Below are 25,003 nucleotides of genomic sequence, written 5' to 3' on the forward strand. Positions count from 1 at the left end.
AAAAGCAGCTCGCAGTAGCTGTAATTTTCCTGACATGAACAAACTTCCATTGCCTCTTTCCCCACGTCTTCCATTGAACTGGTGGGGACTCTTAGTTCGCATCGTTGCCGCTTTCGTCATGCTTATGGCTTCTAATATGGTGCGTGTTCCGCTGCACCAGCTACCCGTCGCGAAGCGAGAAGACGCTGTGGGGATCGGAGCTAATGCTGCAATCTTTCTGCTGACCCCGATCGCTGTGGTGATCATGCTATGGGGATGGATGCGGTTTGTTGAGCGGCGACAACTGCGGGCGATCGGACTTTTTGATATTTCGAAAATCCTCTCTGGAATTCTCGGTGGCACAGCTATCGTCGCAGTACCGATGGCAATTGGTTGGGTTTTCTTATCGCTGTTCTCGGAGCCTGAGGCACAGCACGATGCGGTCCCCAACACCGCTTCAGTGGGAGTGATAGTGGCTAGTGTCGTCTATGTTCTAGTGCGTTCTTATCTCCTGCAGGGTATTCCAGAGGAATTGATTTATCGTGGATGGCTGTTTTCTACTACAGCTGAGCGACCCATATTCACGGTAGTGTGGACGACTTTGGCTTTTACTGTTCCGCATCTCTTCTCCTCGGGTGGGCAACAAAGCACAACAGATTTTCTCTTGTACCTCGTTCTTCCTCTCGGCATGGCGGTTCTCGCCGGCGCAGTGGTTGTGTGGAAGAAAAGCGTGTGGTGGGCGGCTGGTACACATGGTGGCATGCATGCGGTGATGGCCGTGTTGGCAATCCTCTTTCCCGTGGCCCTCGATTCAACGGCGTGGGTCACATTAGGCATGACACAGCTTGCTACGGGTTTGGCCCTCTTGGCGTGGTGGAGTTCGAAAAAGAAAAGCCTTTAGACTTCCCTTTCGAGAGTGCCGCATGGTTGGGGCTAGAGCAGGGCCATGCGGAGCTGGCAGTGCATGCAGCTCGTCTAGCCAAACTGGGCGAGCTTTTCCCATGTCCACAGTATGTGCTGGGTCAAGGAGACAAGTGGACAGGTGGAAATTCTCGGGAGATGCTCTTTAAAAAGCGATGTTGCGCTGCCATCGTGAACGTCACACCCTGTGACAGCCCCGCATGATGATGCGGGGCTGTAGTCGTTTTCAGAATCCAGTCCTCCCGGTGGCGCACGGCCTAAGCGCTTTGCCAGCGCATCCTGCCATCAGATGCGGGTGCGCACGTCATAGGGACGCCTCGCTTTGATACGCCGCTACCTCCGTTGCAATACGCGCCGGGGTGAACGTAGTTCTGTTGTACGGCGGGTGCTTCATACACAGCGGCGGCTTCTTGAACTGGGGGATTCGCTGCCAACATTTCGTCGGCGCACTGTTGTGTCCAGCCAGAGGTTCCATCGCTGAAGAATGTGGTTCCGGTTTCGTGCAGTGAGACGTCACCGCAGGATTCGATGGTTTTCTCCATCGGAGAAGGCTGCGCCGCACTGGGAGCCTCGGTAAAGCCAATGACTTCTTCTTGTGGGTGATCAACGCCGATATTCTCGGTGCTGTCCTCAGCGGCGGGGAGGGTGGGGTGTGGGGCCTCTTCGGTAATGCTCGTGCTTTCACTTGGCACCGTCTCACTCTCAAGAGTGCTTGTGGAAGGCTCGACGTCGAGAGAGCAGCCGCTGAGCACAAAGAGCGCAGCAGCAAGAGAGAGAATTCGCTTCATTTCAGATCCTTTGTCTATCCATTCCTATGGTAGTGGCCGTCACTCCACTTGCGCACAGGAATGACACAGTAGGTGGCCAGAGTTGGAGGATAAACTAATCGCTCATGAAAAACGGCATTCTGCAGCGCGCCTTCCTCGCCATCCTTCTCGGCACTTCCGCACCGGTTCCGGCTCATGCTGAGTCCATGGAAACCTCCGCTGCGCAGGGTCTGGGCATCAATGATCCGGATTGTAAGGCCACGGGCTCTGTCACTGAACCCGTCGTTTTATTGCATGGAACTTCGGCAAATTCAGCCGAATGGAACGACCTCATCCCGAAGCTGAAGGACCAGGGTATGTGCGTGTGGGCCTTCGACTATGGAGCGGATGACCTGACCTACCAGAACGCCTACGACTATATGAAGGGCATTGCGGATCTGGATTCTTCTGGGCGCGAAATAGCTGGGCAGATTGAACATATTCGTGAGGTCACCGGCCAAGACAAGGTAAACCTCGTCGGCTTCTCACAGGGCGGGCTGCACACCAAGACCTTCACGCAGCTGTATGGCTCAGCAGAAGAAGTAAACCGAGTGGTCACCATCGGCGCAAACTTCCACGGGACGTCGTGGGGCGACAGAGCAACGCCCCTCAATACTGCGGCAAAAATCGCCCCCGATGTGGTCAATTTCGTTGGTACCAGCGCCGGTATTCAGCAATTGCAGGGCTCAATTTTTATGGAGGAGCTCAACCAGTTGCCGGACACCGCGCCCGGTATCACCTACACATCTATCTATTCGCCAGCGGATAACACCGTGACACCGAACCAGACCTCGAAGCTGAGCGCTGTGCCTGGTGCGGACGTGGCTAACGTGGAGTCCGCCCCCGTCGACCATGGGCAGCTGCCCCATGATCCGCGCGTGCACGAGCAGATCATATGGGGGCTGACGCGCTAATGACACAGATTCAAGGAGCTATCGACGGGCAGGGCCGGTGCCGTCACTGGCATACGCTTGTCGACGTTGTCGCGAACAAGTGCCACACCTGCGGCGGCTGGTTCGCCTGTTCGCTCTGTCATACGGAGCTGACCGATCACGAGTTTGGCGCCATGCCGAAGGAGGAGCTGTGCGTCATGTGCGGGGTCTGTGGCCGAAAAATGACGTACGCCGAATACTCGGCATATAAGGCTTAAGGGACATTTGGGGATGCGGACGGAATTTTGGAGAATTCCATCCGCATCCCCAAAAGTGTTGTTAAGGCCGACGCTCACGGTAAATAGCGCTAAAATCCGCCGCCGCTTTTCGGCGCTCTTTACCGTGAACGACATTGATCGTGGGCCGAGTTAGGGAATCGGCACACTGTGTAGGCGGGCCAGGCCGGTGGTGAGGACCCACACGGAGCCGGTGGCGACGAGTGCGCCGGAGAAGGCGACGGCCGGGGCCACGCCGAGCAGTTGGCCTGCGAAGCCGCCAAGGAGCGCACCGAGCGGCATGATGCCCCATTCCACAAAGCGCATCGTGCCTAGTACGCGGCCGCGAATTTCTTCAGGGGCGAAGGCTTGGCGCAGGCCGGCGGCAAGAGCTTGGCTGGTCATGATGCCCCAGCCGCACAAGCCTGCCCCAAGGTAGATGAGGAGCAGCGGGGTCGCTACGTGGCCGGCAAGCGCCATGCACACCAGTCCCACGGCTGCCACCACCGGCCCACACAGGAGCACCCGTCCAGCGCCCACAGCCTTGGCCAGGTGGTTTGCGGTCAGCGCGCCGGTGGCGCCGAGAAGAGCGATGGCGAGGAAAACCAGCCCGATGCCGATCGTGCTGACGTGCAGCTCACGCGCGAGGAACACCATGAGAACTGAGAAAGCCGCGTTCATGCCCAGCGAAACGGCGGCGCCCGCGCCGGTGAGGCCGAGCAAGCGGTTATCGCGCACGACGGAGCCTACGCCGGTCTTCACGTCCTCCCACACGGTGGCGTCGGCGGTGGCGGTAGAGGAATCGGGCCCAATCATGCGGAGGCTGGCGGCGGAGATGAGGTAGGAGAAGGCGTCGATAAGCATGGCAAGGGGCGCACCTACCGTGGCGATAAAGACTCCCACGAGGCCCGGGGCGGTGAGCGAGGCGATGCCGGAGGTGGTCTGCAGCGCGCCGTTGGCCTGCACAAGGTCGCCGTCTTCACCGACGATGTCCGGCATCTGCGCCTGGCAGGCCACGTCGAAGACGAGGTTGCCCAGGCCAACGGCGAAAGCGACAAGACACAGGTGGGTAAACGTGATGCCACCGACAAGGAATGCCACCGGAATCGTGAGGACGGCCAGCGCACGAAGGAGGTCGGAGGCGATCATGAGCGGGCGGCGCCGGCGGCGGTCCACGAGCGAGCCGACGAACAGACCGAAGAGTAGGTAGGGCAGGTTGTCCAGGGCGCCGAGGATGCCCATGTGGAGGGGGTTAGAATCAAGAAGCGTGACTGCGATGAGCGGCAGTGCCATGAACGTAACCTGGGAACCGAGTGCAGATATGGCTTGGCCGCCAAGCAGCCAGCGAAATGGGTGCTTCATGTTCCTTCTCCCTTACACTGTAAGTTTCACCTTTTATCGTAGTCCGGCGGCCGCCCAGAAGGAGGTCACGTGTCACGGATCATTACGCGCGATGCCATCGTCGAGGCAGCCATCGCCATTGGTGATGAAAAGGGCCTCGAGCGTGTGTCCATGCGTGCCGTCGCCGGCCGTCTGGGCGTGCAGGCAATGTCCCTCTACCACCACGTGCGCAACAAGGCCGAGCTTCTCGACGCCATCCACGAACACCTCATCCTTGAACTCACCCTCCCCTCGGAGTCCCCAACCTGGGAGGCAGCACTGCGCAGCGCTGCCGGTGCCTACCGCGCCCTCGCCCTGCGCCACCCCAATCTCTTCGTGCTCGTGGCTACCCGTCCGATTTCCACACCGGCGGAAATCGCGCACATCGCGCCGACGTTGACAGTCTTCGACGAGGCCGGAATCCCTCCCGAGCAGCAGCTCTTTAGCGTTCAGTCATTCTTCTGCGCACTCAATGGCTACCTCTTGGCGGAGGTTGCCCCCACGCCCGGCCACACCGAGGTACCCGATTCCCCCATCCCCGTCCCGCCAGAGGGAGCCCCTTCTGTCTTGACTCTCCTCGCTTCCCTCGACGGCCAGCAGCCTTCTGGCACGGCGGGCGAGAACTTCCTCGCCGCTTCCTTCGACGCTTTCGTCGATGTCTTCCTCACCGGACTGGCCGAACGCCTGGGTGAGCCGTAGCGCGCCGCCTACGTTCAGCACCACATCCTCTGGGGTCTCACGCGGGAGAAGTACATGACTAAGATTCAGGGCGCCATCGACACGGAGGGGCGCTGCCGTCACTGGCATACGCTTGTCGACGTCGTCGCAAACAAGTGCCGCACCTGCGGCGGTTGGTTTGCGTGCTCGCTGTGCCACGCGGAGCTCACCGACCACGAGTTTGGCGCGATGCCGAAGGAGGAGCTGTGCGTGATGTGCGGGGCGTGCGGTCAGCAGATGACGTATGCCGAGTACGCCGGCGATGAACTAGGCCCGGCATATAAATGCCCCGCGTGCGGGCATGCCTTCAATACCGGCTGCGCGCTGCACGCGGGGACGTATTTCCGCTAGGACTTTAAGGCTGCTGCTTAGGGCAGCAGCGGGGCCAGCGGGGTGCCCTCGACGAGGGTCTTGAGGTAGGCCAGCAGGTCCGGGAGGTAGAAGGTGTAGTTGCCGAAGGCCACCGGGAACATCGGGAAACCGTTGTTGGCCGGAGCCGGGGCAGACTGGCCGCCATGGTTAGGGGCCGGTGCCGGCTGGTTCTGGTTCGCAGGCGCCGGAGCAGCTTGGTGGTTGCCGCCGTTGTTGGCGGGAGCCGTGTTGCTGTTACCGGCGTTGTTGCCGCCACCGTTCAGGCCACAGCGAGCGATAGCCTCGTCGGCGCGGGCAACGGCGTCACGGATTTCGCCGCCGCGCGGGTGGAAGTTAGCGGCGGCCAGCGCCTGGGACTTCTTGCTGTTGTAGTCGGACGGGTTGGTGTAGTACTTCGAGGCCTGCTCGCAGGAGATCTGGCCGGCCGGTACCTTGGCCAGGTAGTCATCGACCATGTCGGCAGATGCGGCGGGGGTGGCAAGGCCGACGGTGACGGCTGCAGCAGCGGAACAAAGGACAAGCTTGTTTCTCATGCGCCACATTGTGCCACACCTTTTACACTTTTGCGCTAGTGCTCCTACCGCAGGAAGCGATTTACCAGCGAAGAATACGCTTTCACAGTGAGATCCAAGTCTTCCAAATAGAGATGCTCGTCGTGGCTGTGTAGCTGCGAGTTGGCGCTAGCCATATCCCGATCCTCAGCATGCAACGCGAAGCCATAAGCATTGCCGCCTCGGCGGCGGGCCACGCGCAGATCTGATCCTCCTGTCGCTAGCACCGGCAGTACTTCCTTATTCGGGAAGAACTCGTGGGCGGTCTCCTCGATGCAGCGCCACAGCTCAGTATCCGTGGAGGACTGCGTGGCGTCCTCAGTAATAAGGTGCTCGATTTCCACCTCATCGGTCATATCGCCGAGGGCTGCGCGCAGGAAGTCATCGAGATCCTCCTGCGTCTGACCGGGGAAGGGGCGGATGTCCATCTCCAGGTAGGCGTGGGAGGGCAGTACGTTAATCGCCCCGCCGGCGCGCAACACCGTTTCGGAGATCGTCGTGTGCGAGAACGCATGGGCATAAGCGGCGAGGTTGCCAAAGTTCTCGTAGTCGGCGGCGGTAGCGGAGCCGTCGAGAAGCGCGGCTTCCGTTTCCGGGTCGAAGCGGAAGGTCTTGACGAAGCTCTGCCACACCTCGTCGGTGGCCACGGGCGGCTCGGCGGCAGCGATGCGGCGAGCCACCTCACCGATCTTGACGATGGCAAAGTCCTTGCCAAACGGCGTCGAGCCGTGGCCGGCGTCGCCGTGCACGTGCAGGCGGCGCTGGCCCGCGCCCTTCTCGCCCACGTTGAAACCCAGCGCGCCGGGCAGGTGGCTGCCGCCGGTTTCCGAAAGGCAGTTGCGCACCGAGTACGCCTCCGGATGGTGCTCATCCATCCAGATGGAGCCCAAACCGCCGCGCGCCTCCTCGTCTGCCATGCCGACAAACGCCAGGGTGCCGCCGGGGTTGCCGCGCTTGGCCACGTCCCTCGTTACCGCCGCCATCGTCGCTGTAATAAAAAGCATGTCGACCGCGCCGCGGCCGTAGAGCTTGCCGTCTTCGATAACGGCGTCGAAGGGTGGCTTGGTCCACTTGGGCTCGTCCACGGGCACGACATCGGTGTGGCCCATGAGGGTCAGCGGCTCCTTGTCCGCATCCCCCGGAACGGTCACCACGATGGTGACGCGGCCAGGGTGCGATTCATAGCGCTGAATCTCCACCGGGGTGCCTTCGAAGAACTTCTCCAGAGTGTCGGCGTTGCGGACCTCGTGGCCGGAATCCGGCGTGAGATCGTTAACGCAGGCATTGCGGATGAGCTCTTGGAGGAGGGCCAGGGTGTCGTCGTAGAGAGTCATGGCCCTCAAGGGTAGTCCGCTGAAGGAAAAGGCGGCGATTTTCCACAACTTGAACGCCGTTCAAGTAGGGTTTCTGCCATGAGCATCGTAGATATCGCACGCGAGAAGGCCCTCGAACAGGGCATTGGCCTCAACCAAGAGGAACTCCTGCAGGTCCTCCAGATACCCGATGAGCAGCTGGAAGAGATCGCTGACATCGCCCACAAGACCCGTTTGAAGTGGTGCGGCCCGGACGTATCCGTGGAAGGCATCATCTCCATTAAGACCGGCGGCTGCCCGGAAGACTGCCACTTCTGTTCACAGTCCGGCCTTTTCGAGTCCCCCGTGCGTGCCGCCCGCCTCAACATCCCGGAGCTGGTGGAGGCCGCGAAGAAGACCGCTAAGTCCGGTGCCACGGAGTTCTGCATCGTTGCCGCAGTGAAGGCCCCGGATGAAAACCTCCTGGCCCAGGTCGCCGAGGCTATCCCCGCCATTCTCGACGAGGTGGACATCGAGATCTCCCTGTCCCTCGGCACGCTGACTCTGGAGCAGGCGCAGCGCCTCAAGGACATGGGCGCCCAGCGCTACAACCACAACCTGGAGACCTCCAAGTCCTTCTTCCCCAACGTGGTCACCACCCACACCTGGGAAGAGCGCAAGGAGACCCTCGACAACGTCCGCGCCGTAGGCATGGAGGTCTGCTCCGGCGGCATCATCGGCATGGGCGAGTCCCTGGAGGACCGCGCCGAGTTTGCCTACCAGCTGGCCCAGATTGAGCCCTGCGAGGTGCCGATGAACTTCCTCGACCCGCGCCCGGGCACCCCGTTTGCGGATCGCCCCTTGGTCCCGCTCGGTGAGGCGCTGCGCGCGGTGGCCGCTTTCCGTTTGGCCATGCCGTCGGTGACCCTGCGCTTTGCGGGCGGCCGCGAGCTCTCCCTCGGAGACGACGGCACGGAGCAGGGCCTCCTCGGTGGCATCAACGCCATTATTGCCGGCAACTACCTCACCACGCTGGGCAAGCAGATTGAGAAGGACGTCGACATGCTCGGCCGCATCGACCTGCCCATCAAGGCCCTCTAATGGCCCCTTCACCAGGCGAGTCGACGGAGCTCGCCGCTGCCGTCCTCGCGGGCGAGGAGCCACTGTTCCACCCCAACACCGGCAAGCCGCTGAGTGAGAACTTTCCCCTTCACCCGGCGGCTGCGGCCGGTCTTGACGTGCCGCGCTACTGCCAGCTGTGCGGGCGCCGCATGGTGGTGCAGGTGCGCCCCGACGGCTGGAACGCGCGCTGCTCCCGTCACGGCGAGCTCGACTCGGACGATATCTACGAGGAGACGCTGGGCTAGCTAGAGTGGGCGCCCATGGATCCCTTCGACGCCCACCAGTCCGCGCTGCGCTCGATCTCCCGCGTCGTCACCGAGATCGCGTCCCCCACGCCGGAGACGCAGGCGCGTGGCGCGGTCTCCCGGCAGCTCACCCGCGGCGCCGTCATGGTGCTCACCGGGGCGGGCGTCTCCACGGAATCGGGCGTGCCGGACTACCGCGGGCCGAACGGCACGCTCAGCCGCCACCGGCCCATGACCTACCAGGAGTTCCTCCACGATCCGGAGGCCTCGCACCGCTACTGGGCCCGGGCGTTTGTGGGCTGGCGGGTGATGCAGGCCGCCCAGCCCAACCGCACGCACTATGCCCTGGTGGAGCTCGAGCGCGCCGGGCTGCTGAGCGGCCTGGTCACGCAGAACGTCGACGGCCTGCACAAGGCGGCGGGGCAGCAGCGCCTCATCGCGCTGCACGGCGACATGGAGCACGTCATCTGCTTGAGCTGCGGCGTCGAGGAAGCGCGCGGGGACTACGACGCCCGCGCGGCCGCGGCGAATCCCGGCTACTTGGAGCGCTGGGTGGTCGATGACGCGGATGTGAACCCCGACGGAGACGTGGCGTTAAGCCAGCAGGCCGTCGCGGAATTCCGGATGCCCGGCTGCGTGCGCTGTGGTTCCCAGAAGCTCAAGCCGGACGTGGTCTACTTCGGCGAACCCGTGCCGAAGGAGCGACGGGACGCGGCCTACGCGCTGCTGGAGCGCTCAGAGTCCCTGCTGGTGGCCGGCTCCTCGCTGGCAGTGATGAGCGGCTTCCGTTTCGTGCTCGAGGCCAAGAAGCAGGGCAAGCGCGTGGCCACCATCAACGGCGGGCCGGGGCGCGCCGACGACCGCGTGGATACCCTGTGGCGCACGCAGGTAGGCCCGGCCTTCGACGCGCTCTTGGACGAGCTAGACCTCTAAGTCCGCCAGATCCTCGCGCACCAGCGCGCACACGCGCTTATCCAAGGGCATGTTCTCGTGCCGCACGATGGCCCAGCGGTCGGTGTCTTGCACATAGAAGTTGCGCACACCCTCGCCCTCGAGGAAGCAGGAGCTGGGCGGGACCACGACGATGTCAGAGCGGGTGGCAATGCACGTGTATGTCACGCCCGGCTCAACTTCGGTGCCGTGGGCTGCGCCGTTAGTGGCGGCGATGATGTCACTGCCGGCGATTTGTTGGCGGCCGGCGGGGCCAAACCAGGCGTCGATAAGCGAGCGCATCACGCCCTCCTGCCGCTCATTGCGCACCAGCTGATTGGTGATGCCGCCCTCCGTGGTGCCGTGGTTGGGGGCGCTCAGGCACACCACGTGCCGCACCCTATCTGCGGCCTGATAGCGGCGCATCCAGTAGCGCGCCAGCAGCCCGCCCTGGGAATGGCCCACCAGGATAACCTGTTGTGCGCCGGTGACCTGGAGGACCGCCTCGATGTACGCGCCGAGCTGCCGGGCCGATTCCGGGATGGGGCCGGTGGCGCGCTGGCCGTAATCCGGGGCGAAGACCGCCCAGCCGTCCGCGCGCAGGCGCGACGCCAGCTCCTGCCAGATGCCCTTGGTATCGCACGTGCCGTGGATGAGGATGACCGGCCACGGCCGCTGTGCGGTGGGGCGGGCGGACCAGTCGTCCTCAAAGACGCCGCGCGCCGGGATGCGCGCGCCGAGGGGAAGGGAAGGAGGAACCATGATGCTCTCAGCTCAGATTAAGGAATTTATGTAGATTCTGCCCTTGCGCGGGTACCAAATATTTAGGGTAGGGTGGTCAGCATGTCTCTCCACCTAGAAGACCAGCTTTGCTTTTCACTGTACCGCGCCGCGCGTTCCGTGATCCGTTCTTATGATCCTCTTCTGAAGGAACTTGGCATTACATATCCGCAGTACCTCATGCTGATGATCCTGTGGGACGTCAAGGAGCCGGTAACCGTGGACTACATGAAGGACCGTCTGCAGCCGGAGACCGGCACGTACGAGGGCCTGCTTGAGGGCCTGCAGGACGCCGGCCTGGCCACCGTGGAGGATGGCACCATCACCATCACGCAGAAGGGCAGTGACTTGGAGCCCCGCGCGGTGTGCATCCCGGAGACCATCCTCAACGAGTACCGCAAGTCCGGCGTGGACCTCGTGGAGTTCCGCGAGTCCCTGGACATCGTGCGCGAAGCCGGTGACGCTGCCGAGATGCAGTACCCCAACTAGACTGGGCGGGCATGAGCGACCTGCAGCATGCCCACTCCGTCACCGAGGCGGTCAACCGCCTCTGCGAGCTTTATGACAGCTCCTGCGCACTAGCGCGCGAAGCGCTCGCCTCCGGGGACCACGATGCCTACCGCCACGTGGTCTACCCCAAGATCACCGTGCAGGTCCGCCGGTGGACTCCCATCGACCGCTCTGAGCCCTTCGGCTACGTGGACCAAGAGGGACGCTATTCCGCGGTGATCTCCAAACCCTGGCTCATCCGCAGCTACCTCACCGAGCAGCTGACCAGGCTGACCAGCAACTATCCGTGCGATATGTACGTGGGCCAGTCGGACGAGCGCATTCCCCCGGAATACATCCGGGACGCCGGGCCACTGCCGCAAGATCGGGGAGAGATCCCGCGGCCCACCCTGGACGCGGTGAACGACGGCATCGTGGACGGCGCCTGGAAGGTCTTCCACGGCAAGGAGAAGCCGCTGTTCCACTTCGGCCCGCAGCGCTTCGACATCGCCTGCGCGCGCATCGAGCACTACACCGGCATCGAGGTGGACACGGTGCAGAAATACATCCTGTTCACCAACTACGCCATGCACACCACGGAGTTCGTCAAGTTCGGCCTGCGGGAGCTGGCGCGGGAGGATTCGCGCTACACGGCGCTGGTGCTGCCCACCGGGGAGACTATTCATTCCAATGACGCGGTGCTTCTCGACGTCGACGGGCTCACCCTCACCTCCCGCTACCAAATGCCGCGCTTCGACCTCATCACCGCCGGCGGCGATGGCATCACAATGATCAACATCGGCGTCGGCCCCTCGAACGCGAAGACCATCACGGACTGTTTGGCGGTGCTGCGCCCGGAGGCGTGGATCATGATCGGGCACTGCGCGGGGCTGGACGGGCGCATGCGCATCGGGGACCTCATCCTGGGCAACGCCTACCAGCGCGGCGACCACATCCTGGACAACACGGTGGCCACCGGCAACCCGATTCCCGCCATCCCGGAGATCCAGCGCATGCTTGAGGCCGCGGTGGATGAGGTCTACGGCGAGGACAACTCCCTCATGCGCACCGGCACGGTGCTCTCCACCGATGACCGCAACTGGGAGTGGCGGACTTCCCGCGACCTGTGGGAGTGGCTGCGCCACTCCACCGCCGTGGCCGTGGACATGGAGTCCTGCACACTAGCGGCCAACGGCTACCGCTACCGCATTCCCTACGGCACGCTGCTCTCCGTCTCCGACCTGCCGCTGCATGCGGTGCCCAAGCTGCCGGCGCAGGCCCAGGCCTTCTACTCCAACTCGAAGGAGGCGCACGTCATGTGCGCGGTCCGCGCGGTCGAGGCTCTGGCGGAAAAACCGGAGCGCCTGCGCACCCGCAAGCTGCGCCGCACCGTGGCGGAGGTCCCCTTCCGCTGACGCCTGCACCCCGCCGGGGTTTGCGGCGTGCGACGTGGTGGATAGACTAGGGGAAATGACAATTCTGGCGAAGGAGACCTAGACCATGAGCACACCGGAGTGGTGGAACCCGGAACGCGAAAACCTAACGTGGGAGGTCTTCGGCGAGGCCAGCCGCTACCTGTCCCAGCAGATCGTTGAGTCCGGCTGGTTCCCGGACCTCATCGTGGGCGTGGCCCGCGGCGGCCTCATCCCCGCCGGCGCCATCGGCTACGCCATCGGCGTCAAGGAGATGGGGGCGATCAACGTGGAGTTCTACACTGACATCGGCCAGACCCTCCCAGAGCCCATCCTGCTCAACCCGCAGCTGGATACCGACTCGCTGCAGGACAAGAAGGTCCTCGTTGTCGACGATGTGGCCGATTCCGGCAAGACGCTCGACCTCGTGGTCAACCTCCTCGAGCAGACCGCCTCCGAGGTGAAGTCCGCCGTCATCTACACCAAGCCCACCACCATCTTCGAGCCGGACTTTTCCTGGAAGAAGACCGACCAGTGGATCAATTTCGCCTGGTCCGTCCTGCCGGTCATTACCCGCGATGGTTCCCATAAGGAAGGTCATTAATGCCAGAAGCCTCCGCCGGATCTTTCCGCGCGGCCTTCACCTCGCCCGCCCGCTTCCGTAAGGAAGTGTTTGGCGGGCTTGCTGTGTCCTTGGCCCTTATCCCGGAGGTCCTCAGCTTTTCCATCCTCGCCGGCCTCGACCCGAAGGTGGGCTTGTTCGCCTCCGTCATCATGGCGATGTCCATCGCGCTGACCGGCGGGCGCCCGGCGATGATCTCCGCCGCCGCCGGCTCGGTGGCCGTGGTCATCGCGCCGCTGGCGCACGAGCACGGCCTGCAGTACGTGCTGCTCACCATCTGGATGGCGGGGATTATGCAGGTGGTGATGGGCGCGGTGGGCGTCGCTAAGCTCATGCGTTTTATCCCCCGCAGCGTCATGACCGGATTCGTCAACGCCTTGGGCATCCTCATGTTTACCGCGCAGCTGCCGCACCTGCGCGACGTGCCCTGGCTGGTGTACGCGCTGGTGGCGCTGGGCCTGGCCATCATGGTGCTGTGGCCGCGGCTGACCACCGTTGTGCCCGCGCCGCTGGTGACCATCCTCGTGGTCAGCGCCCTGGTGGTGGTGTGCGGCTGGGACGTGCCGGACGTGGCGGACCAGGGCGAGCTGCCCACGTCGCTGCCCGGCTTGGTCATCCCGGACGTGCCGTGGACCATGGACACGCTCATGCTGTGTCTGCCCTACGCGCTGGGCGTGGCGCTGGTGGGCCTCATGGAGTCGCTGCTGACCGCCAAGCTTGTCGACGACATCACGGACACCCACTCCGACAAGACCCGCGAGTCAATCGGCCAGGGCATTGGCAACATCCTCGCCGCCGCGATTGGCGGCATGGGCGTGTGCGCCATGATTGGCCAGACCATGATCAACGTCAAGGATTCGCGGGCGCGCACGCGCCTGTCCACGTTCCTCGCCGGCGTCTTCCTCCTCATTCTCATCCTGGTGCTGGGGGAGACGGTGGGGCGCATCCCCATGGCCGCGCTGGTGGCGGTGATGCTCATGGTGTCCTTCCACACGGTGGACTGGCATTCGGTGCGCACGCTGCACCGCATGCCGTGGAGCGAGACCGCCGTCATGCTCGTCACCGTGGCGGGCACGCTGCTGACGAAGAACCTGGCGGTCGGCGTGGTGCTGGGCGTCGTGGTGGCGTCGGTGGCGTTCGCGCGGCGCGTGGCGCACCTGGTGTCGGTGGAGCTGGACGGCAACGTTTATACCGTCCGCGGCCAGCTCTTCTTCGCCTCTTCCAACGACTTGGTCTACGCCTTCGACTACACGCTGCCGGTGGACCAAGTCATCGTGGACTTCTCGCAGGCGGAGGTGTGGGATGCCTCGACGGTAGCGGTGCTGGACTCGGTGTCGAGCAAGTACGCCGCGCGCGGGGTGGAGGTCGAATTCCGAGGCCTGGACGGGGCGAGCTTGGAGCGCTACCGCCGGCTCAGCGGAGACCTGGGCTAAATTTCGGTATCCTGGGTGCTCTCCCGACGAGAAAGGATTCACCACCATGGACGAGAAGCTGCAAACCCTCCTCAACGCACAGGTCAACAACGAGCACGCCGCCGCGCTGGTCTACACCCAGCTGGCTTATGAGATGGAGAACCTCTCCTTCCCGGGCATGAGCGCGTGGTTCTACAAGCAGGCGGAGGAGGAGCGCGAGCACGCTAAGAAGTTCGCCGATCACCTGCTGGATCGCGGCTACCGCGTGGAGCTGGAGGACATCCAGGTGGGCGCGGTCAAGGCGGCCACCCCGCTCGATGCCTTCGAGGCTTCCCTGGCGCATGAGCAGAAGGTGTCGGAGCAGATTCGTGAGATCGTCCGCACGGCGGATGAGGTGGGGGACTTGGACTCCCGCCAGCTGCTCAACTGGTTCCTGGATGAGCAGGTGGAGGAGGAGGCGACGGTCTCCGGTGTTATCGAGCAGCTCAAGCTGGCCGGGGACAATGGCTCGGGCCTGCTGCTTGTCGACGCTTCCCTGGCCGAGCGCTAAGTCACCCGCCCATAACGCTGGGTAACGAAGCCATATAAATTGCGTTATTTCTCCCACGGCCCGAGTGGTTGGTGGGAGAATTAGTTTTATGACTAGAACACGGCTGATGCTCATTATCGGTGCCCTGGCTGGGCTGGCGATTGCACTGGTGGGCGGCATTTGGCTGGCCTCGACGAATGTGGCGTTGGGGACGTTTTTCTTTGCCCTCGCCCTGATGCTGGGCCCGTTTGCGGGCGTGGCGCTGTTGGTGTGCGCCGGGGCGGCGTCGACGGCGCTGAGCCGCTCGCTGTTTAGCGTGGGCGGCTTGCTGCTGGTGGGGGCGCTGTCCACCCTGGGCGCGCTGCCGTGGGGGCAGGCGGCGGTGGCGCTGCCGATGTTCGTCGGCGGGACGCTGACCGGGGCGGTGGCCGTGTGGCTACACTGGGCCCATGTCCACACTGCTCTTCGATCTGTACGGCGTGCTTCTGCGCTCGGCCACGCCGGCCGACCACGCTGAACTCGAACGCTATGTGTGCCCGGAGGACCCGGAGCACTTTTGGTCCGTCTATGAGGAGCTGCGGCCTGCCTACGATGCAGGCCAAGTGAGCGATTCGCAGTATTGGGGCCGCATCCGCGCTATGACGCACGTGGGGCCCTTTGAGGTCTCGCGCGCCGTGGATCTCGATACCGACCATCTTCTCTCCGCGGACCTCGTGATGGTGGACGTGGTGCTGCGCCTCATTGGGGAGGGCCACAGCGTGGGCGTGCTCTCCAACGTTCCCGCCTCCTTGGCCGCGAAGGTCCGGGCGACCCAGCCGTGGTTGGGAGAGTGCGCGGCGGTGACGCTGAGCTGCGATATCGGCGTGGCCAAGCCCGAGGAGGAGGCCTACCGGGTGGCGGTGGAGGCGCTCGGCGCCAGCGTGAAGGAGACCCATTTTTTCGACGACCGGCCCGACTTCGTGGCCGGCGCCGAGCGCGCGGGGCTGAATGCGCACCTGTTTACGGGCATTGACTCGGTGCGCTTCTAGGAAGGATCGCCGAATGGCCCGCTGACCGGGGTGTGGTTGGCGGGTTTCGTTGTTTGTAATGGGTACAGGCTGTCTAGCCTGTACCCGGTGGTTTCTCGGCGGTGAGTCTGGCGAGGGCTTGTTGGTATTCGGGTGTGGCGGTAATCGGTAGCCCCCAGGGTGGTACGTATCCGATGCCGCCTTTCAACCGGAATACGTAGCCGCGGCCTGTGGGTTTCGACGGGTCATCATCGTTGATGCCGTTGTGGTAGGCGCACAGGAAGGTCAGGTTCTTGATGTTGGTGAAACCGCCTGCCTGCCAGGGGATGATGTGGTGGACCTGGCAGTAATCCGCCGGCTTGTTACAGCCTGGTCTGGAGCAGGTTTGGGTTTCGGCGCACAGGGTGAGGCGTTGTTTCCAGTTTGCGTGGCGCTCTATCCGGTAGGAGTTGATGGGGCCTTCTACCGGGTGGGTAATGGTGGCGTAGCCTATTTCGGCGAATTTGTGGGTGAGGAATTCCGCCCCTGTCATGCGCGCACCGTTGGTGAGTTGGAGTTCGATTTCTTCGCCGTCTCCGTTGATGATGCGGTCGAATTCGTCCAGGGTGACAACGACCTGGGCGTGCACGGCAGGCTTGGCCCCGATTTCTCCGGTGAGGATGACGGTTTTGGCGGCGTCGAGCAGGTTGGTGGGGTTGACGGATTCGAGGGTGCCGCGGATATCAGCAATGACTGTTGGGGTGTCGGTGATGGTGACGGAGTTGGGGCCTTGTGTGCGGTAGGTAAACCGCACACCTGGCTTGTGTTCGCGTTTCTCCTTAAGTTCTTTAAGTCTTTTTACGGCGACGTCGCGGATTTTGTGGGCGGGTGTGGCAGCCAGGCGGGCGCGGAGGTTCCAGGCGTCGAGTTCTTTCTTTACCCGGGTGGCGTAGGACTCAATCAGGGTGAGGATGCTCAGCCCGTGGGCGTGGTCTTGGGCGGCGGTGCGGGCTTTGCGTTGTTTTCCGGTGAAGCGGGTGGGCCCGAAGTAGATGCGGTGCAGGCGGGCGAGTTCTGCGGCGTCGGCTGGGTCGGCGCCGAGCGCGCGAAGCTTGTCGGGTGAGCTGGATGCGTGTTCCACTAGCGCGATCGAGAGTGTCTGATGGTTTGTGTGTGGGTTCCCAACCTGCATGAGGAGATGGACCAGAATGACTACCGTGGCACGACGAGATCCGGCTGATAAGGCCAAGATTGATGCGATTGAAAAGAAGCTGCTTGCTAACCCTGAGATCGCGAAGCTGATTGATGACCTAGGCACGTCTACAACGGATGCCAATGACCTGGTTCGCGGCATGTTGCAGGCCTCGATTACCAGGGGGCTCAATGCTGAAATGGATGCCCATTTGGGCTACGAGTCTGGCGACAGGAGCGCTAAAGCTGCTGCCGGGACAGACAATTACCGCAACGGGTCGTATCCAAAGACCGTGGATTCTAACTACGGGCCAGTAACCGTTGATGTCCCGAGGGATCGGGCTGGAACATTCTTGCCGACTATGGTTCCTAAAGGTTCTAGGCGCTTGACTGATGTCGATGACATGATCGTCAGCTTGTACGCCGGTGGGATGACAATTAGGGACATCCAGCACCATATGGCAACGGCGATGAGGGTTGATATTTCCCATGAAACAATTTCCGCAGTCACCGATGCTGTCCTCGATGAGGTCATGGTCTGGCAAAACCGCCAGCTAGATGAGTTCTACCCGGTCATTTTCCTGGATGCGTTGCGCATTAAAGTCCGTGATGGTGGCCGAGTGGTCAACAAGTCCGCGTACATGGCAATCGGTGTGGATCTTGACGGTATCAAGCACATTTTGGGATTGTGGATTGCCAAAGAAGAAGGCGCTTCATTTTGGGCGCAGGTATGCGCCAATCTTTCTAACCGTGGGGTCAAAGACGTCTTTATCGTCTGCTGTGACGGGCTTAAAGGCCTGCCTGAAGCAGTCGAGGCAACGTGGCCGAACTCTATGGTGCAAACCTGTATCGTGCACCTGATTCGTGCCGCTAACCGGTGGGTAGCCTACGGGGATCGCCGGGGCGTATCGGCTGCGTTGAAAAAGATTTACACCGCCGCGGATGAGTCCACAGCTAAGGCTGCCTTAGACGATTTTGAAGCCTCTGAATTGGGAGAAAAGTATCCACGCTCAGTCAAGGTCTGGCGAGATGCTTGGCAGCGTTTCGTACCGTTTCTACAGTTCCCACCAGCGGCCAGAAAGGTTATCTATACGACGAACTCGATTGAATCATTCAACAATGAACTGCGTAAAGCTACCCGCAACAGGGTGCAGTTCACCAACGATGAATCAGCGCTGAAGACGCTGTGGCTGATGATCTGCAATATCGAAGACAAACGCGCTGCAAAGAGAGCGAAGCAAGGCAAACGAGTCTCAGCGACAGCCGGCAGACTCATGGAAGGAGCCCGAGTTTCCGGCTGGAAACAAGCTATAAACCAAATGGCCGTGGCCTACCCCGACCGCTTCGACAAATACCTATAAACCTAGCCCCACACACAAACAACTTGACACGCTCGCGCGATCCCCGAGTTGCGGTAGTGGAAGTAGGTTTCTAATACCCCCATGGCCACAAAGACTAAGCCAAGGGCAAAAGCCCCGCAACCGGAGAGCTAGGCCGCGTTGAGCTCGCGGCTTAGATCCAGCGGCACGCGCAGCAGCGGGTCGAGCGCCACGGCGCGGGTGCAGGCGCGGACGATCTCCGTGTGCGCAGGGATCATGCGCAGCTCCGTCGGGTGGGGGCAGGCCTGACGCACGGCGGAGGCGAAGAGCTTCGGCGCGGCGGGGTCGTCCACAAAGGCGCCGCCCGCCACGACGAGGGTGTCCGGCTGGTGCTCCGCCAGCAGCTCGGCGGCGATGGTGCCGAGGGTGCGCGCGCGATCGTCGAGAAGCGCCCGGGCGTTGGGATCCTGCACGGCATCGGCGAAGGTGGGGGCCGAGGTGGCGTCGAGAAGCGCCTGCGTGGCCAGGGACTCCGGGGCGTCGAGCGGCAGCTGCGTGATCTCATCGGTGGTAGTCAGAGCCGCGCCCACCGAATCGTCCGCGTACAGCACCATGACCGGCTTCTCGCTGCCCAGCTGCGTGGACTGCGTCTCGGAGCCGAGGATGGCGGGGACGACGGAGGAGACAACCACGGGCACGCCGAACTGGTACTGCAGGCGGCTGGTGATGTCCATGCGGTTCCAGCCCAGGTTGGGGGCGGTGACCAGGCCGGAGTCGTCGACGCTGCCGGAGGTGGTCACGCCTACCGAGACCAGGCGGCGGTCCAGGCCCGTCATCAGGCGGTTCATGTCGGCGATGATGTGCTCAATGACATCGCCCTCACTCAGCCGCGAGATGGGGGTTGCCACGTCCTCCTCACACAGGGTGCGGCCCTTGGTGTCGTAGAAGGCGATGCGGGTGAACGCGGTGCCCACCGCCACTCCGGCGAGCATCCAGTTGTTGTCCGCCACCTCCAGGGGCACGGTGGGGCGCCCGCGGCCGCGGGACTGGGTGAGGTCGGTGCGCTCCCGGATGAGACCCGCGCCGAGGAGTGCGGAGGTCGCGCGCGTGATGGTGGGTTGGGATAGCCCTGTGGCTTCGACCAGTTCGCTGCGGGTGACGATGGGGGTCAGTCGAATCAGGTGGAGGCACTTCGCCGCCGGAGTGCGGGGTCGGGTGAACACGGGGCCGGGTTTGATCATGGGTCAAGTATAAATTCAGCAGACCGCATTGTCTAATAGAAATTGTCTGTCAGTAGACATCATGGTCTAGGCGAGCGGTTGGGATACAGTTGAACGCATGGATTCTGTTGCTGTGTATTGCGGCTCCGCCGCGGGAAACTCACCGGCCTACGCGGAGGCGGCGCGCCAGTTGGGAGAAGAACTCGCGCGCCGCGGCCTGACCTTGGTATATGGCGGCGGCAACGTGGGGCTCATGGGCATCGTCGCGGATGCGTGTCTGGACGCCGGGGGAACCGTCGTCGGCGTCATCCCGGAGCAGCTGGTGGACTTAGAGCTCTCCCACCCGCGCCTAAGCACCCTCGAAGTGGTGAAGACCATGGCGCAGCGCAAGACGCGCATGGAGCAGCTCGCCGGCGCCTACGTGTGCCTGCCCGGCGGCGTGGGCACGCTGGAGGAGCTCAGTGAGGTCCTTACCCTTCAGCAGCTGGGCAATCTGGACGGACCGGTGGGCCTGGTGGACGTCGACGGCTTCTGGCAGCCCTTCGCCGGGCTGTATCACTCGATGGCGCAGGCGGGATTCCTCCAACAGCGCTTCGTGGACGCGCTGGTCATGGACCCCTCCCCGGCCGCGGTGCTCGACGCCTTCGCCGCGTGGCAGCATCCGGGCACCAAGTGGGACAACAATTAGCTAACAACCTGGTAAAAAGGCGCTGCCGGGTTGGCCCTTAAGGCGGGTCATCGTTAGACTTCGCCCTTATGAGTTTTGACCAGACCATGGAGTCGCGCCAACCTTCCTTGTTGGACGCGTCGTGTGACAACTTCGTCCACGACCTCGCGCAGCTCACGCCTACCGACGCCACCGCGTGGGGCATCCCCGGTTTCGATGGGGAGCTCGAGGACTTTTCACCGTCCTACTACGAGTCCGTGGCCGACCGCACCCGCGAGATGCTGGCGGATCTCGACGCGTTGGATGACACCACCGACGAATCCGACGACGAGGACGACTTCGACGAGGTGGACTACGTCACCGCCGCGGTGCTGCGAGACCGCCTCTGCTTGGACCTCGACCTGCACCACGCCGGCGAGGACATCCGCTGCCTCAACAACATCGCCTCCCCGGTGCAGACCATCCGCGATACGCTCATGCTTATGCCGCGGGACACCCCGGAGCAGCTCGACGTCCTGCGCTCGCGTCTGTCGAAGGTCCCGGCGTCGCTGAGCGGCTACAAGGACTCCCTGAAGGAGGCGGCGTCGCGCGGCATGGTGGCCCCGCAGCGCCAGATTTCGGAGGTCTTCGTCCAGTCGGAGCGCCTGGCCGATGCCGGATCGATGCTCGAGGACCTCGACGTGGAGGGCCCCGAGGTGGACGCGGCCAAGGAGGCCTTCGGCGAGTTCGCTGAGTGGCTGTCCAACGAGTTGCAGCCGCAGGCCCCCTCCAAGGATGCGGTGGGCCGCGACCGCTACGAGCGCTTCTCCCGGCTCTTCGTGGGCGACACCGTGGATCTGGATGAGGCCTACGAGTGGGGCCTGGACCAGGTGCGCGCCATCAAGGCGGAGCAGGAGAAGATTGCCCACAGCTTGTACGGCACGGATACCTCCGTGCGCGCGGCGATGCGCAAGCTCAACGAAGAGGAGCGCTACCAGCTCCACGGCACCGACGCGCTGGTGGAGTGGGTGCAGTCCACGGCGGACCGCGTTATCAAGGAACTCAACGGCACGGCCTTCGACATCCCGGACGAGGTCCGCGAGATCGAGTGCTGCATCGACCCGGCGGGCACTGGCGGGATCTTCTACACCGCGCCCTCGGATGACTTCTCTCGCCCGGGCCGCATGTGGTGGTCCGTGCCCGCGGGCCAGGAGCTGTTCCACACGTGGCAGGAGCTGACCACGGTGCACCACGAGGGCGCTCCGGGCCACCACCTGCAGCTGGGTTCCGCGCTGACGCAGCCGGATCTGAACTTGTGGCGCCGCGCGGTGACGTGGAACTCCGGCCACGGCGAGGGCTGGGCGTTATACGCGGAGGCGCTCATGGCGGAGCTGGGCTACATGGATGACCCGGGATTCCGCATGGGGCTTCTCGACGCGCAACGGTTCCGCGCCGCGCGCGTTGTCGTGGACATCGGACTCCACCTGGGCAAGACGCTGCCGGACTGCACGACGTCCGGCGCGTGGGACAAGTCCCACGTCAAGACGTTCATGCGGGAGAACACCGCCATGGATGACGCTAACCTCAACTTCGAGGTCACCCGCTACCTGGGCTGGCCGGGCCAGGCGCCGTCCTACGCGCTGGGCCAGCGCCTGTGGCAGGACACCCGCCGGGCCGCCACGGAGCAGGGCATGGACGTGCGCGACTTCCACTCCCAGGCCCTGGCCTTGGGCTCGGTGCCGATGTCCATCCTGCGCCACGCCATCCTGGACTAAATCCCCAGGTCAACAGCCAGACTCTTGGATTTATCCACTAGTGACTCTGTGATTTATCCATTTCTCGGGCTAAGGTACTTTGTATGTACCTGCCCCGAATCGTTGATGCAGAAGTCGAGAGAGGGCTTCGCGTTGCCGGAGCGCTCTTCCTCAAAGGCCCACGCGCGAGCGGGAAAACCTCAACGGCGCGCCAGTTTGCCAAATCTGCCATACAACTTGACCGTGATTCTCCAGAGGCAAATCTTGCACGCATGCAACCGGCATTGGGGCTTGAAGGCGCACGGCCGCGGCTTATTGATGAGTGGCAGGTTGTCCCTGCCATCTGGAATGAGGTGCGCCATGCAGTGGATGACTCCCCGGAGAAAGGGCAGTTTCTTCTTACGGGTTCCTCCACGCCCGATGATGATGCCATCCGGCATTCGGGCGCAGGGCGAATTCGTTCCATTCAACTGCGCACGTTGAGCTTGGCGGAGCGAGGAATTGCTGCTGACCGGGTATCACTGGGGTCCATCATTGCTGGCAATCAGGCCCCGACCTCTGGAACAGATGCTAGCGTGGCAGATTATGCTCGGTGGATCGTTGCAGGTGGTTTTCCGGAATTCTTTGACCTTGATCCTCTCGATGCGCAGGAAGGCATGGAATCCTATCTGACGGAAATGAGCGAGCACGATTACCCCGAACTCGGCGGACCGAGACGCGATCCGCGCCGGTTCCAATCTTTCCTTCGTGCCTATGCCGGACTAGTTGCCCAACCGGCTACCGCTGCTGCGATTCGCAAACGCATTGGTGAACTCAGCAGCGCTACCTCGACACCGGCCGCGGAGACTGTCAATGTCATTCACTATTTCGCTACGCGCCTGTTCCTCGTTGAGGACCAACCGGCTTGGTCACCACGTACTCGTTCGAAGACTTCGATGGTTCAAATGCCTAAACGCCAGCTGGCTGATCCAGGTTTGGCTGCTGCTTTGTTGGGAGCAGGGCCAGACAAACTGCTTGAGGATCTAGAGACTTTAGGCATCCTCTTCGAGGCGCAGCTTGTGCACGATTTGCGTGTTTATGCGCAAGCTCTGCGAGCGCGAGGGGCATTCCACTTGAGGGATATGAAGGGGCGCGAAGAAATTGATGCAGTAGTGGAGCTTCGAGATGGTTCGTGGGTGGGGTTTGAAGCGAAGCTTTCTCACAATGAGGTCGAAAATGCGGCGGCACACCTTAAGCACGTAGCCGCGAAACTTTCCACGCCACCTGCAGCGCTGATAGTTGTGATTCCGAGTGGTCCCGCTTTCCAGCGCCCGGATGGGGTATGGGTAGTTCCACTAGCGGCGCTTGCGGAATAGCCCCAGGATCTGGGGCAGGTAGCCGGCGATGACGAGCACGATGATGAGCCGGATGATCTGCACCGCCACCACGGCGGGCCCAGCGCCGCCTTCCGCGGAGAGCGCCAGGACGGTCTCCAGCGCGCCGGGCGAGGTGGCCAGGTAGGCCTCGAAATAGGTGATGTCTAGCCACGCGGTCAGCGGCAGCGCGGTGAGCGCGCAGACCCCGATGACCACCACGATGAACAGGATCGTGGCGGGTAGCTGCTTAGCAAAGGACTTCAGCGCCGGCACCGACAGACCGCCGCCGCAGACCCAGCCGATGGACATAAACGCCAGGATCTTGAAGACGTACAGCGGCTCCAGCGTGTGGCCGGCGGGTAGGAACTGCGCCACGACGACGGTGAGGATGAGCGGGCCCAGCACGGCGGAGGCGGGCAGGTGGGCGAGCTTGCCCAGGCGCTCGCCCAGGATGGCGATGGCGACGGTGAGCAGCACGATCCACCAGGTGACCTCGCCGTCGACGCTCATGTCGACGCCGTGGCCCGCGGGGGCGTTAAGAAACGAGACCACCAGCGGTAGCGAGACCGACACCGCCAGCAGGCGCAGGTACTGGGTCAGCGCCACGTAGCGGTAGTCCGCGCCCAGCTCGCTGGCCAAAGCCGGCATGAGGGAGGCCCCGCCGGGCAGCATGGAGAGGATGCCCGTCTCCCAGGAGATGTCCTTGGGCTGCGCGCGGTGGAGAAGCACGCCGCCGGTGACGCCGACGAGCACGGTGATAAGGGAAATCGTCACCGCCGCCGGCACGAAGCCGAGGAGCGTGGAGGCGGGTACCAGCGTGAGCGGGATACCCGCCATCATGCCGATGAAGCCGCGGGCCACGGCGTAGAAGTGGCGGTTGACGGACAGCTCCGTGCCCGTGCTGAGCGCCATCGCGCCGGCGACGACAATGGCGCCGAGGATCCACGCGGCCGGCACGTGCAGGTAGCTCAACAGCGCCCCGAGGGCCAAGGAACCTGGGGCAACGATGGCCCACCGCGCGCGTGTAGACATGCGGACGAGTTTAATGGTCCTTATGGACTTTGGATTGAGCGGCTGGGCCATTCTTACCGTGGGGGCCAGCATGGCCGGCTGGGTCGATGCAGTCATCGGCGGCGGTGGCTTGGTGCTCATCCCGCTCATCCTGGCCGTCGCGCCGCAGCTGGCACCGGCCACAGCATTGGCGACGAATAAGGTGGCGGCGGTGTCGGGCACGGCGTCGGCGGCTTATACCTTGGTCAAGAAGGTGCGTCCGCCGCAGGGCGAGCTCATCCGCATGGGGCTTACCTCGCTGGTGTGCTCCGGGCTGGGCGCGGCGGCGGCAGCGCTCATGGACAAGGACGTCATGCGGCCGGTCATCATCGTGCTCATGGTGGCCGTGGGCGTCTTCGTGGCCTTCCGCCCGGACTTCGGCAGCGCTGACGGGGAGGGTCTGCACGGCGGCTGGCGCACCTGGGCAGCGCTCGGCGCGGTGGCAGCCATCGCGTTCTACGACGGCATCTTCGGCCCCGGCACCGGCATGTTCCTCATCATGGCGTTTACCGCCATCTTCTCCCAGAACTTCCTCACCTCCGCGGCGATGGCGAAGGTGGTCAACACGTGCACCAACGTCGGCGCCCTCGTCGTGTTCATCGCCGGCGGGCACGTGGAGTGGGCGCTGGCGCTGGTGCTCGCGGTGGCCAACATCGTGGGCGCGCAGCTGGGCGCGCGGACGGTGCTGGGCGGGGGAGCGAAGTTCATCCGCTACGCGCTGCTCACCCTCGTCGTGGTGATGAGCGTGTACCTGGCCTGGCAGCAGTGGGGCTAGG

At 63.3% G+C, this 25,003-nt stretch carries 28 protein-coding genes; 20 read left to right on the top strand and 8 right to left on the bottom strand.

Annotated elements, in window-relative coordinates; genetic code table 11:
- Window positions 1-34 precede the first annotated feature (34 nt).
- Entirely contained in the window at window positions 35-880 is an 846-nt protein-coding gene (locus ACLI1P_RS00220) for a type II CAAX prenyl endopeptidase Rce1 family protein (RefSeq protein ID WP_411709111.1), read from the top strand.
- Window positions 881-1,157: 277 nt separating this feature from the next.
- Here ACLI1P_RS00220 and ACLI1P_RS00225 read toward each other — a convergent pair whose 3' ends face one another.
- A complete protein-coding gene (locus ACLI1P_RS00225) occupies window positions 1,158-1,688 on the bottom strand; it encodes a membrane lipoprotein lipid attachment site-containing protein (protein WP_306508200.1) in 531 nt (176 codons plus the stop codon).
- A 104-nt stretch (window positions 1,689-1,792) separates the two neighbouring features.
- Between ACLI1P_RS00225 and ACLI1P_RS00230 the strand changes: the two genes are divergently transcribed.
- Together ACLI1P_RS00230 and ACLI1P_RS00235 are read left to right on the top strand one after the other, a co-directional pair.
- Complete coding sequence (locus ACLI1P_RS00230) at window positions 1,793-2,620, top strand: esterase/lipase family protein (RefSeq protein ID WP_296134483.1); 828 nt, start codon at window positions 1,793-1,795, stop codon at window positions 2,618-2,620.
- Window positions 2,620-2,856: a CHY zinc finger protein gene (locus tag ACLI1P_RS00235; RefSeq protein WP_296134484.1), complete on the top strand. Its 237-nt coding sequence runs from the start codon at window positions 2,620-2,622 to the stop codon at window positions 2,854-2,856. Before ACLI1P_RS00230 ends, ACLI1P_RS00235 begins: the two co-directional genes overlap by 1 nt.
- Before the next feature lie 150 nt (window positions 2,857-3,006).
- On the opposite strand, the gene ACLI1P_RS00240 is transcribed toward ACLI1P_RS00235, so the two are convergent.
- A complete protein-coding gene (locus tag ACLI1P_RS00240) occupies window positions 3,007-4,215 on the bottom strand; it encodes an MFS transporter (protein WP_296134485.1) in 1,209 nt (402 codons plus the stop codon).
- A gap of 69 nt (window positions 4,216-4,284) precedes the next feature.
- Between ACLI1P_RS00240 and ACLI1P_RS00245 the strand changes: the two genes are divergently transcribed.
- Window positions 4,285-4,932, top strand: a complete 648-nt coding sequence (locus tag ACLI1P_RS00245; RefSeq protein ID WP_296134486.1) for a TetR/AcrR family transcriptional regulator — start codon at window positions 4,285-4,287, stop codon at window positions 4,930-4,932.
- Between the two features lie 54 nt (window positions 4,933-4,986).
- Window positions 4,987-5,301, top strand: a complete 315-nt coding sequence (locus tag ACLI1P_RS00250; RefSeq protein ID WP_411709112.1) for a CHY zinc finger protein — start codon at window positions 4,987-4,989, stop codon at window positions 5,299-5,301.
- 17 nt (window positions 5,302-5,318) lie between these two features.
- Here ACLI1P_RS00250 and ACLI1P_RS00255 read toward each other — a convergent pair whose 3' ends face one another.
- Entirely contained in the window at window positions 5,319-5,855 is a 537-nt protein-coding gene (locus ACLI1P_RS00255; RefSeq protein ID WP_411709113.1) for a hypothetical protein, read from the bottom strand.
- A 44-nt stretch (window positions 5,856-5,899) separates the two neighbouring features.
- On the bottom strand, window positions 5,900-7,207 hold the full coding sequence (locus tag ACLI1P_RS00260) for a M20/M25/M40 family metallo-hydrolase (RefSeq protein ID WP_306508207.1): 1,308 nt from the start codon (window positions 7,205-7,207) through the stop codon (window positions 5,900-5,902).
- 78 nt (window positions 7,208-7,285) lie between these two features.
- Here ACLI1P_RS00260 and bioB point away from each other — a divergent pair, with 78 nt between their 5' ends.
- Genes bioB through ACLI1P_RS00275 form a run of 3 tightly spaced genes read left to right on the top strand, consistent with a single transcriptional unit; the run spans window position 7,286 to window position 9,465 of the window.
- Complete coding sequence (gene bioB, locus ACLI1P_RS00265; protein WP_144790713.1) at window positions 7,286-8,266, top strand: biotin synthase BioB; 981 nt, start codon at window positions 7,286-7,288, stop codon at window positions 8,264-8,266.
- On the top strand, window positions 8,266-8,532 hold the full coding sequence (locus ACLI1P_RS00270) for a hypothetical protein (RefSeq protein WP_411709114.1): 267 nt from the start codon (window positions 8,266-8,268) through the stop codon (window positions 8,530-8,532). Before bioB ends, ACLI1P_RS00270 begins: the two co-directional genes overlap by 1 nt.
- A gap of 15 nt (window positions 8,533-8,547) precedes the next feature.
- Window positions 8,548-9,465 (top strand): Sir2 family NAD-dependent protein deacetylase, encoded by a 918-nt coding sequence (locus ACLI1P_RS00275; RefSeq protein WP_411709115.1) that lies wholly within the window; start codon window positions 8,548-8,550, stop codon window positions 9,463-9,465.
- On the opposite strand, the gene ACLI1P_RS00280 is transcribed toward ACLI1P_RS00275, so the two are convergent.
- Window positions 9,454-10,224 carry an esterase/lipase family protein gene (locus ACLI1P_RS00280; RefSeq protein WP_411709116.1) on the bottom strand — a complete coding sequence of 257 codons (771 nt, stop codon included), beginning with the start codon at window positions 10,222-10,224 and terminating at the stop codon, window positions 9,454-9,456. The two genes, ACLI1P_RS00275 and ACLI1P_RS00280, sit on opposite strands and share 12 nt — an antisense overlap.
- 81 nt (window positions 10,225-10,305) lie before the next feature.
- Here ACLI1P_RS00280 and ACLI1P_RS00285 point away from each other — a divergent pair, with 81 nt between their 5' ends.
- The 7 genes from ACLI1P_RS00285 to ACLI1P_RS00315 all read left to right on the top strand — a co-directional run bounded on the left by ACLI1P_RS00285 (window position 10,306) and on the right by ACLI1P_RS00315 (window position 15,734).
- Complete coding sequence (locus tag ACLI1P_RS00285; protein WP_306508212.1) at window positions 10,306-10,731, top strand: MarR family winged helix-turn-helix transcriptional regulator; 426 nt, start codon at window positions 10,306-10,308, stop codon at window positions 10,729-10,731.
- An 11-nt stretch (window positions 10,732-10,742) separates the two neighbouring features.
- A complete protein-coding gene (amn, locus tag ACLI1P_RS00290) occupies window positions 10,743-12,146 on the top strand; it encodes an AMP nucleosidase (RefSeq protein WP_411709117.1) in 1,404 nt (467 codons plus the stop codon).
- An 85-nt stretch (window positions 12,147-12,231) separates the two neighbouring features.
- Window positions 12,232-12,747, top strand: coding sequence for a phosphoribosyltransferase (locus ACLI1P_RS00295; protein WP_411709118.1), 516 nt, complete (start codon window positions 12,232-12,234; stop codon window positions 12,745-12,747).
- Window positions 12,747-14,198 (top strand): SulP family inorganic anion transporter, encoded by a 1,452-nt coding sequence (locus ACLI1P_RS00300; RefSeq protein WP_411709119.1) that lies wholly within the window; start codon window positions 12,747-12,749, stop codon window positions 14,196-14,198. Before ACLI1P_RS00295 ends, ACLI1P_RS00300 begins: the two co-directional genes overlap by 1 nt.
- A 46-nt stretch (window positions 14,199-14,244) precedes the next feature.
- Window positions 14,245-14,727 (top strand): ferritin, encoded by a 483-nt coding sequence (locus ACLI1P_RS00305; RefSeq protein ID WP_296135159.1) that lies wholly within the window; start codon window positions 14,245-14,247, stop codon window positions 14,725-14,727.
- A gap of 88 nt (window positions 14,728-14,815) precedes the next feature.
- Window positions 14,816-15,223: a hypothetical protein gene (locus tag ACLI1P_RS00310; protein WP_296135157.1), complete on the top strand. Its 408-nt coding sequence runs from the start codon at window positions 14,816-14,818 to the stop codon at window positions 15,221-15,223.
- On the top strand, window positions 15,156-15,734 hold the full coding sequence (locus ACLI1P_RS00315) for an HAD-IA family hydrolase (protein ID WP_411709120.1): 579 nt from the start codon (window positions 15,156-15,158) through the stop codon (window positions 15,732-15,734). The genes ACLI1P_RS00310 and ACLI1P_RS00315 overlap by 68 nt, the downstream gene beginning before the upstream one ends.
- 73 nt (window positions 15,735-15,807) lie before the next feature.
- Here the strand turns inward: ACLI1P_RS00315 and ACLI1P_RS00320 are convergent, their stop codons facing one another.
- A complete protein-coding gene (locus tag ACLI1P_RS00320) occupies window positions 15,808-16,833 on the bottom strand; it encodes an HNH endonuclease signature motif containing protein (protein ID WP_411709121.1) in 1,026 nt (341 codons plus the stop codon).
- Between the two features lie 67 nt (window positions 16,834-16,900).
- Between ACLI1P_RS00320 and ACLI1P_RS00325 the strand changes: the two genes are divergently transcribed.
- Window positions 16,901-18,244, top strand: coding sequence for an IS256 family transposase (locus ACLI1P_RS00325; protein ID WP_411709053.1), 1,344 nt, complete (start codon window positions 16,901-16,903; stop codon window positions 18,242-18,244).
- Window positions 18,245-18,372: 128 nt separating this feature from the next.
- Here ACLI1P_RS00325 and ACLI1P_RS00330 read toward each other — a convergent pair whose 3' ends face one another.
- Window positions 18,373-19,443, bottom strand: coding sequence for an ROK family protein (locus ACLI1P_RS00330; protein ID WP_411709122.1), 1,071 nt, complete (start codon window positions 19,441-19,443; stop codon window positions 18,373-18,375).
- A gap of 97 nt (window positions 19,444-19,540) precedes the next feature.
- Here ACLI1P_RS00330 and ACLI1P_RS00335 point away from each other — a divergent pair, with 97 nt between their 5' ends.
- The 3 genes from ACLI1P_RS00335 (at window position 19,541) to ACLI1P_RS00345 (ending at window position 23,177) form a co-directional block, all read left to right on the top strand.
- Complete coding sequence (locus ACLI1P_RS00335; RefSeq protein ID WP_408932248.1) at window positions 19,541-20,110, top strand: TIGR00730 family Rossman fold protein; 570 nt, start codon at window positions 19,541-19,543, stop codon at window positions 20,108-20,110.
- Between the two features lie 68 nt (window positions 20,111-20,178).
- Window positions 20,179-21,843, top strand: a complete 1,665-nt coding sequence (locus ACLI1P_RS00340; RefSeq protein ID WP_411709123.1) for a DUF885 domain-containing protein — start codon at window positions 20,179-20,181, stop codon at window positions 21,841-21,843.
- Between the two features lie 83 nt (window positions 21,844-21,926).
- A complete protein-coding gene (locus tag ACLI1P_RS00345) occupies window positions 21,927-23,177 on the top strand; it encodes an ATP-binding protein (RefSeq protein ID WP_306507736.1) in 1,251 nt (416 codons plus the stop codon).
- Here ACLI1P_RS00345 and ACLI1P_RS00350 read toward each other — a convergent pair.
- Window positions 23,157-24,209, bottom strand: a complete 1,053-nt coding sequence (locus tag ACLI1P_RS00350) for an AbrB family transcriptional regulator (protein WP_306507737.1) — start codon at window positions 24,207-24,209, stop codon at window positions 23,157-23,159. The two genes, ACLI1P_RS00345 and ACLI1P_RS00350, sit on opposite strands and share 21 nt — an antisense overlap.
- 22 nt (window positions 24,210-24,231) lie before the next feature.
- On the opposite strand from ACLI1P_RS00350, the gene ACLI1P_RS00355 reads away from it, so the two are divergent.
- Entirely contained in the window at window positions 24,232-25,002 is a 771-nt protein-coding gene (locus ACLI1P_RS00355) for a TSUP family transporter (protein WP_411709124.1), read from the top strand.
- Window position 25,003: the final 1 nt, after the last annotated feature.

The organism is Corynebacterium tardum, from assembly GCF_046717785.1.
Taxonomy (GTDB): domain Bacteria; phylum Actinomycetota; class Actinomycetes; order Mycobacteriales; family Mycobacteriaceae; genus Corynebacterium.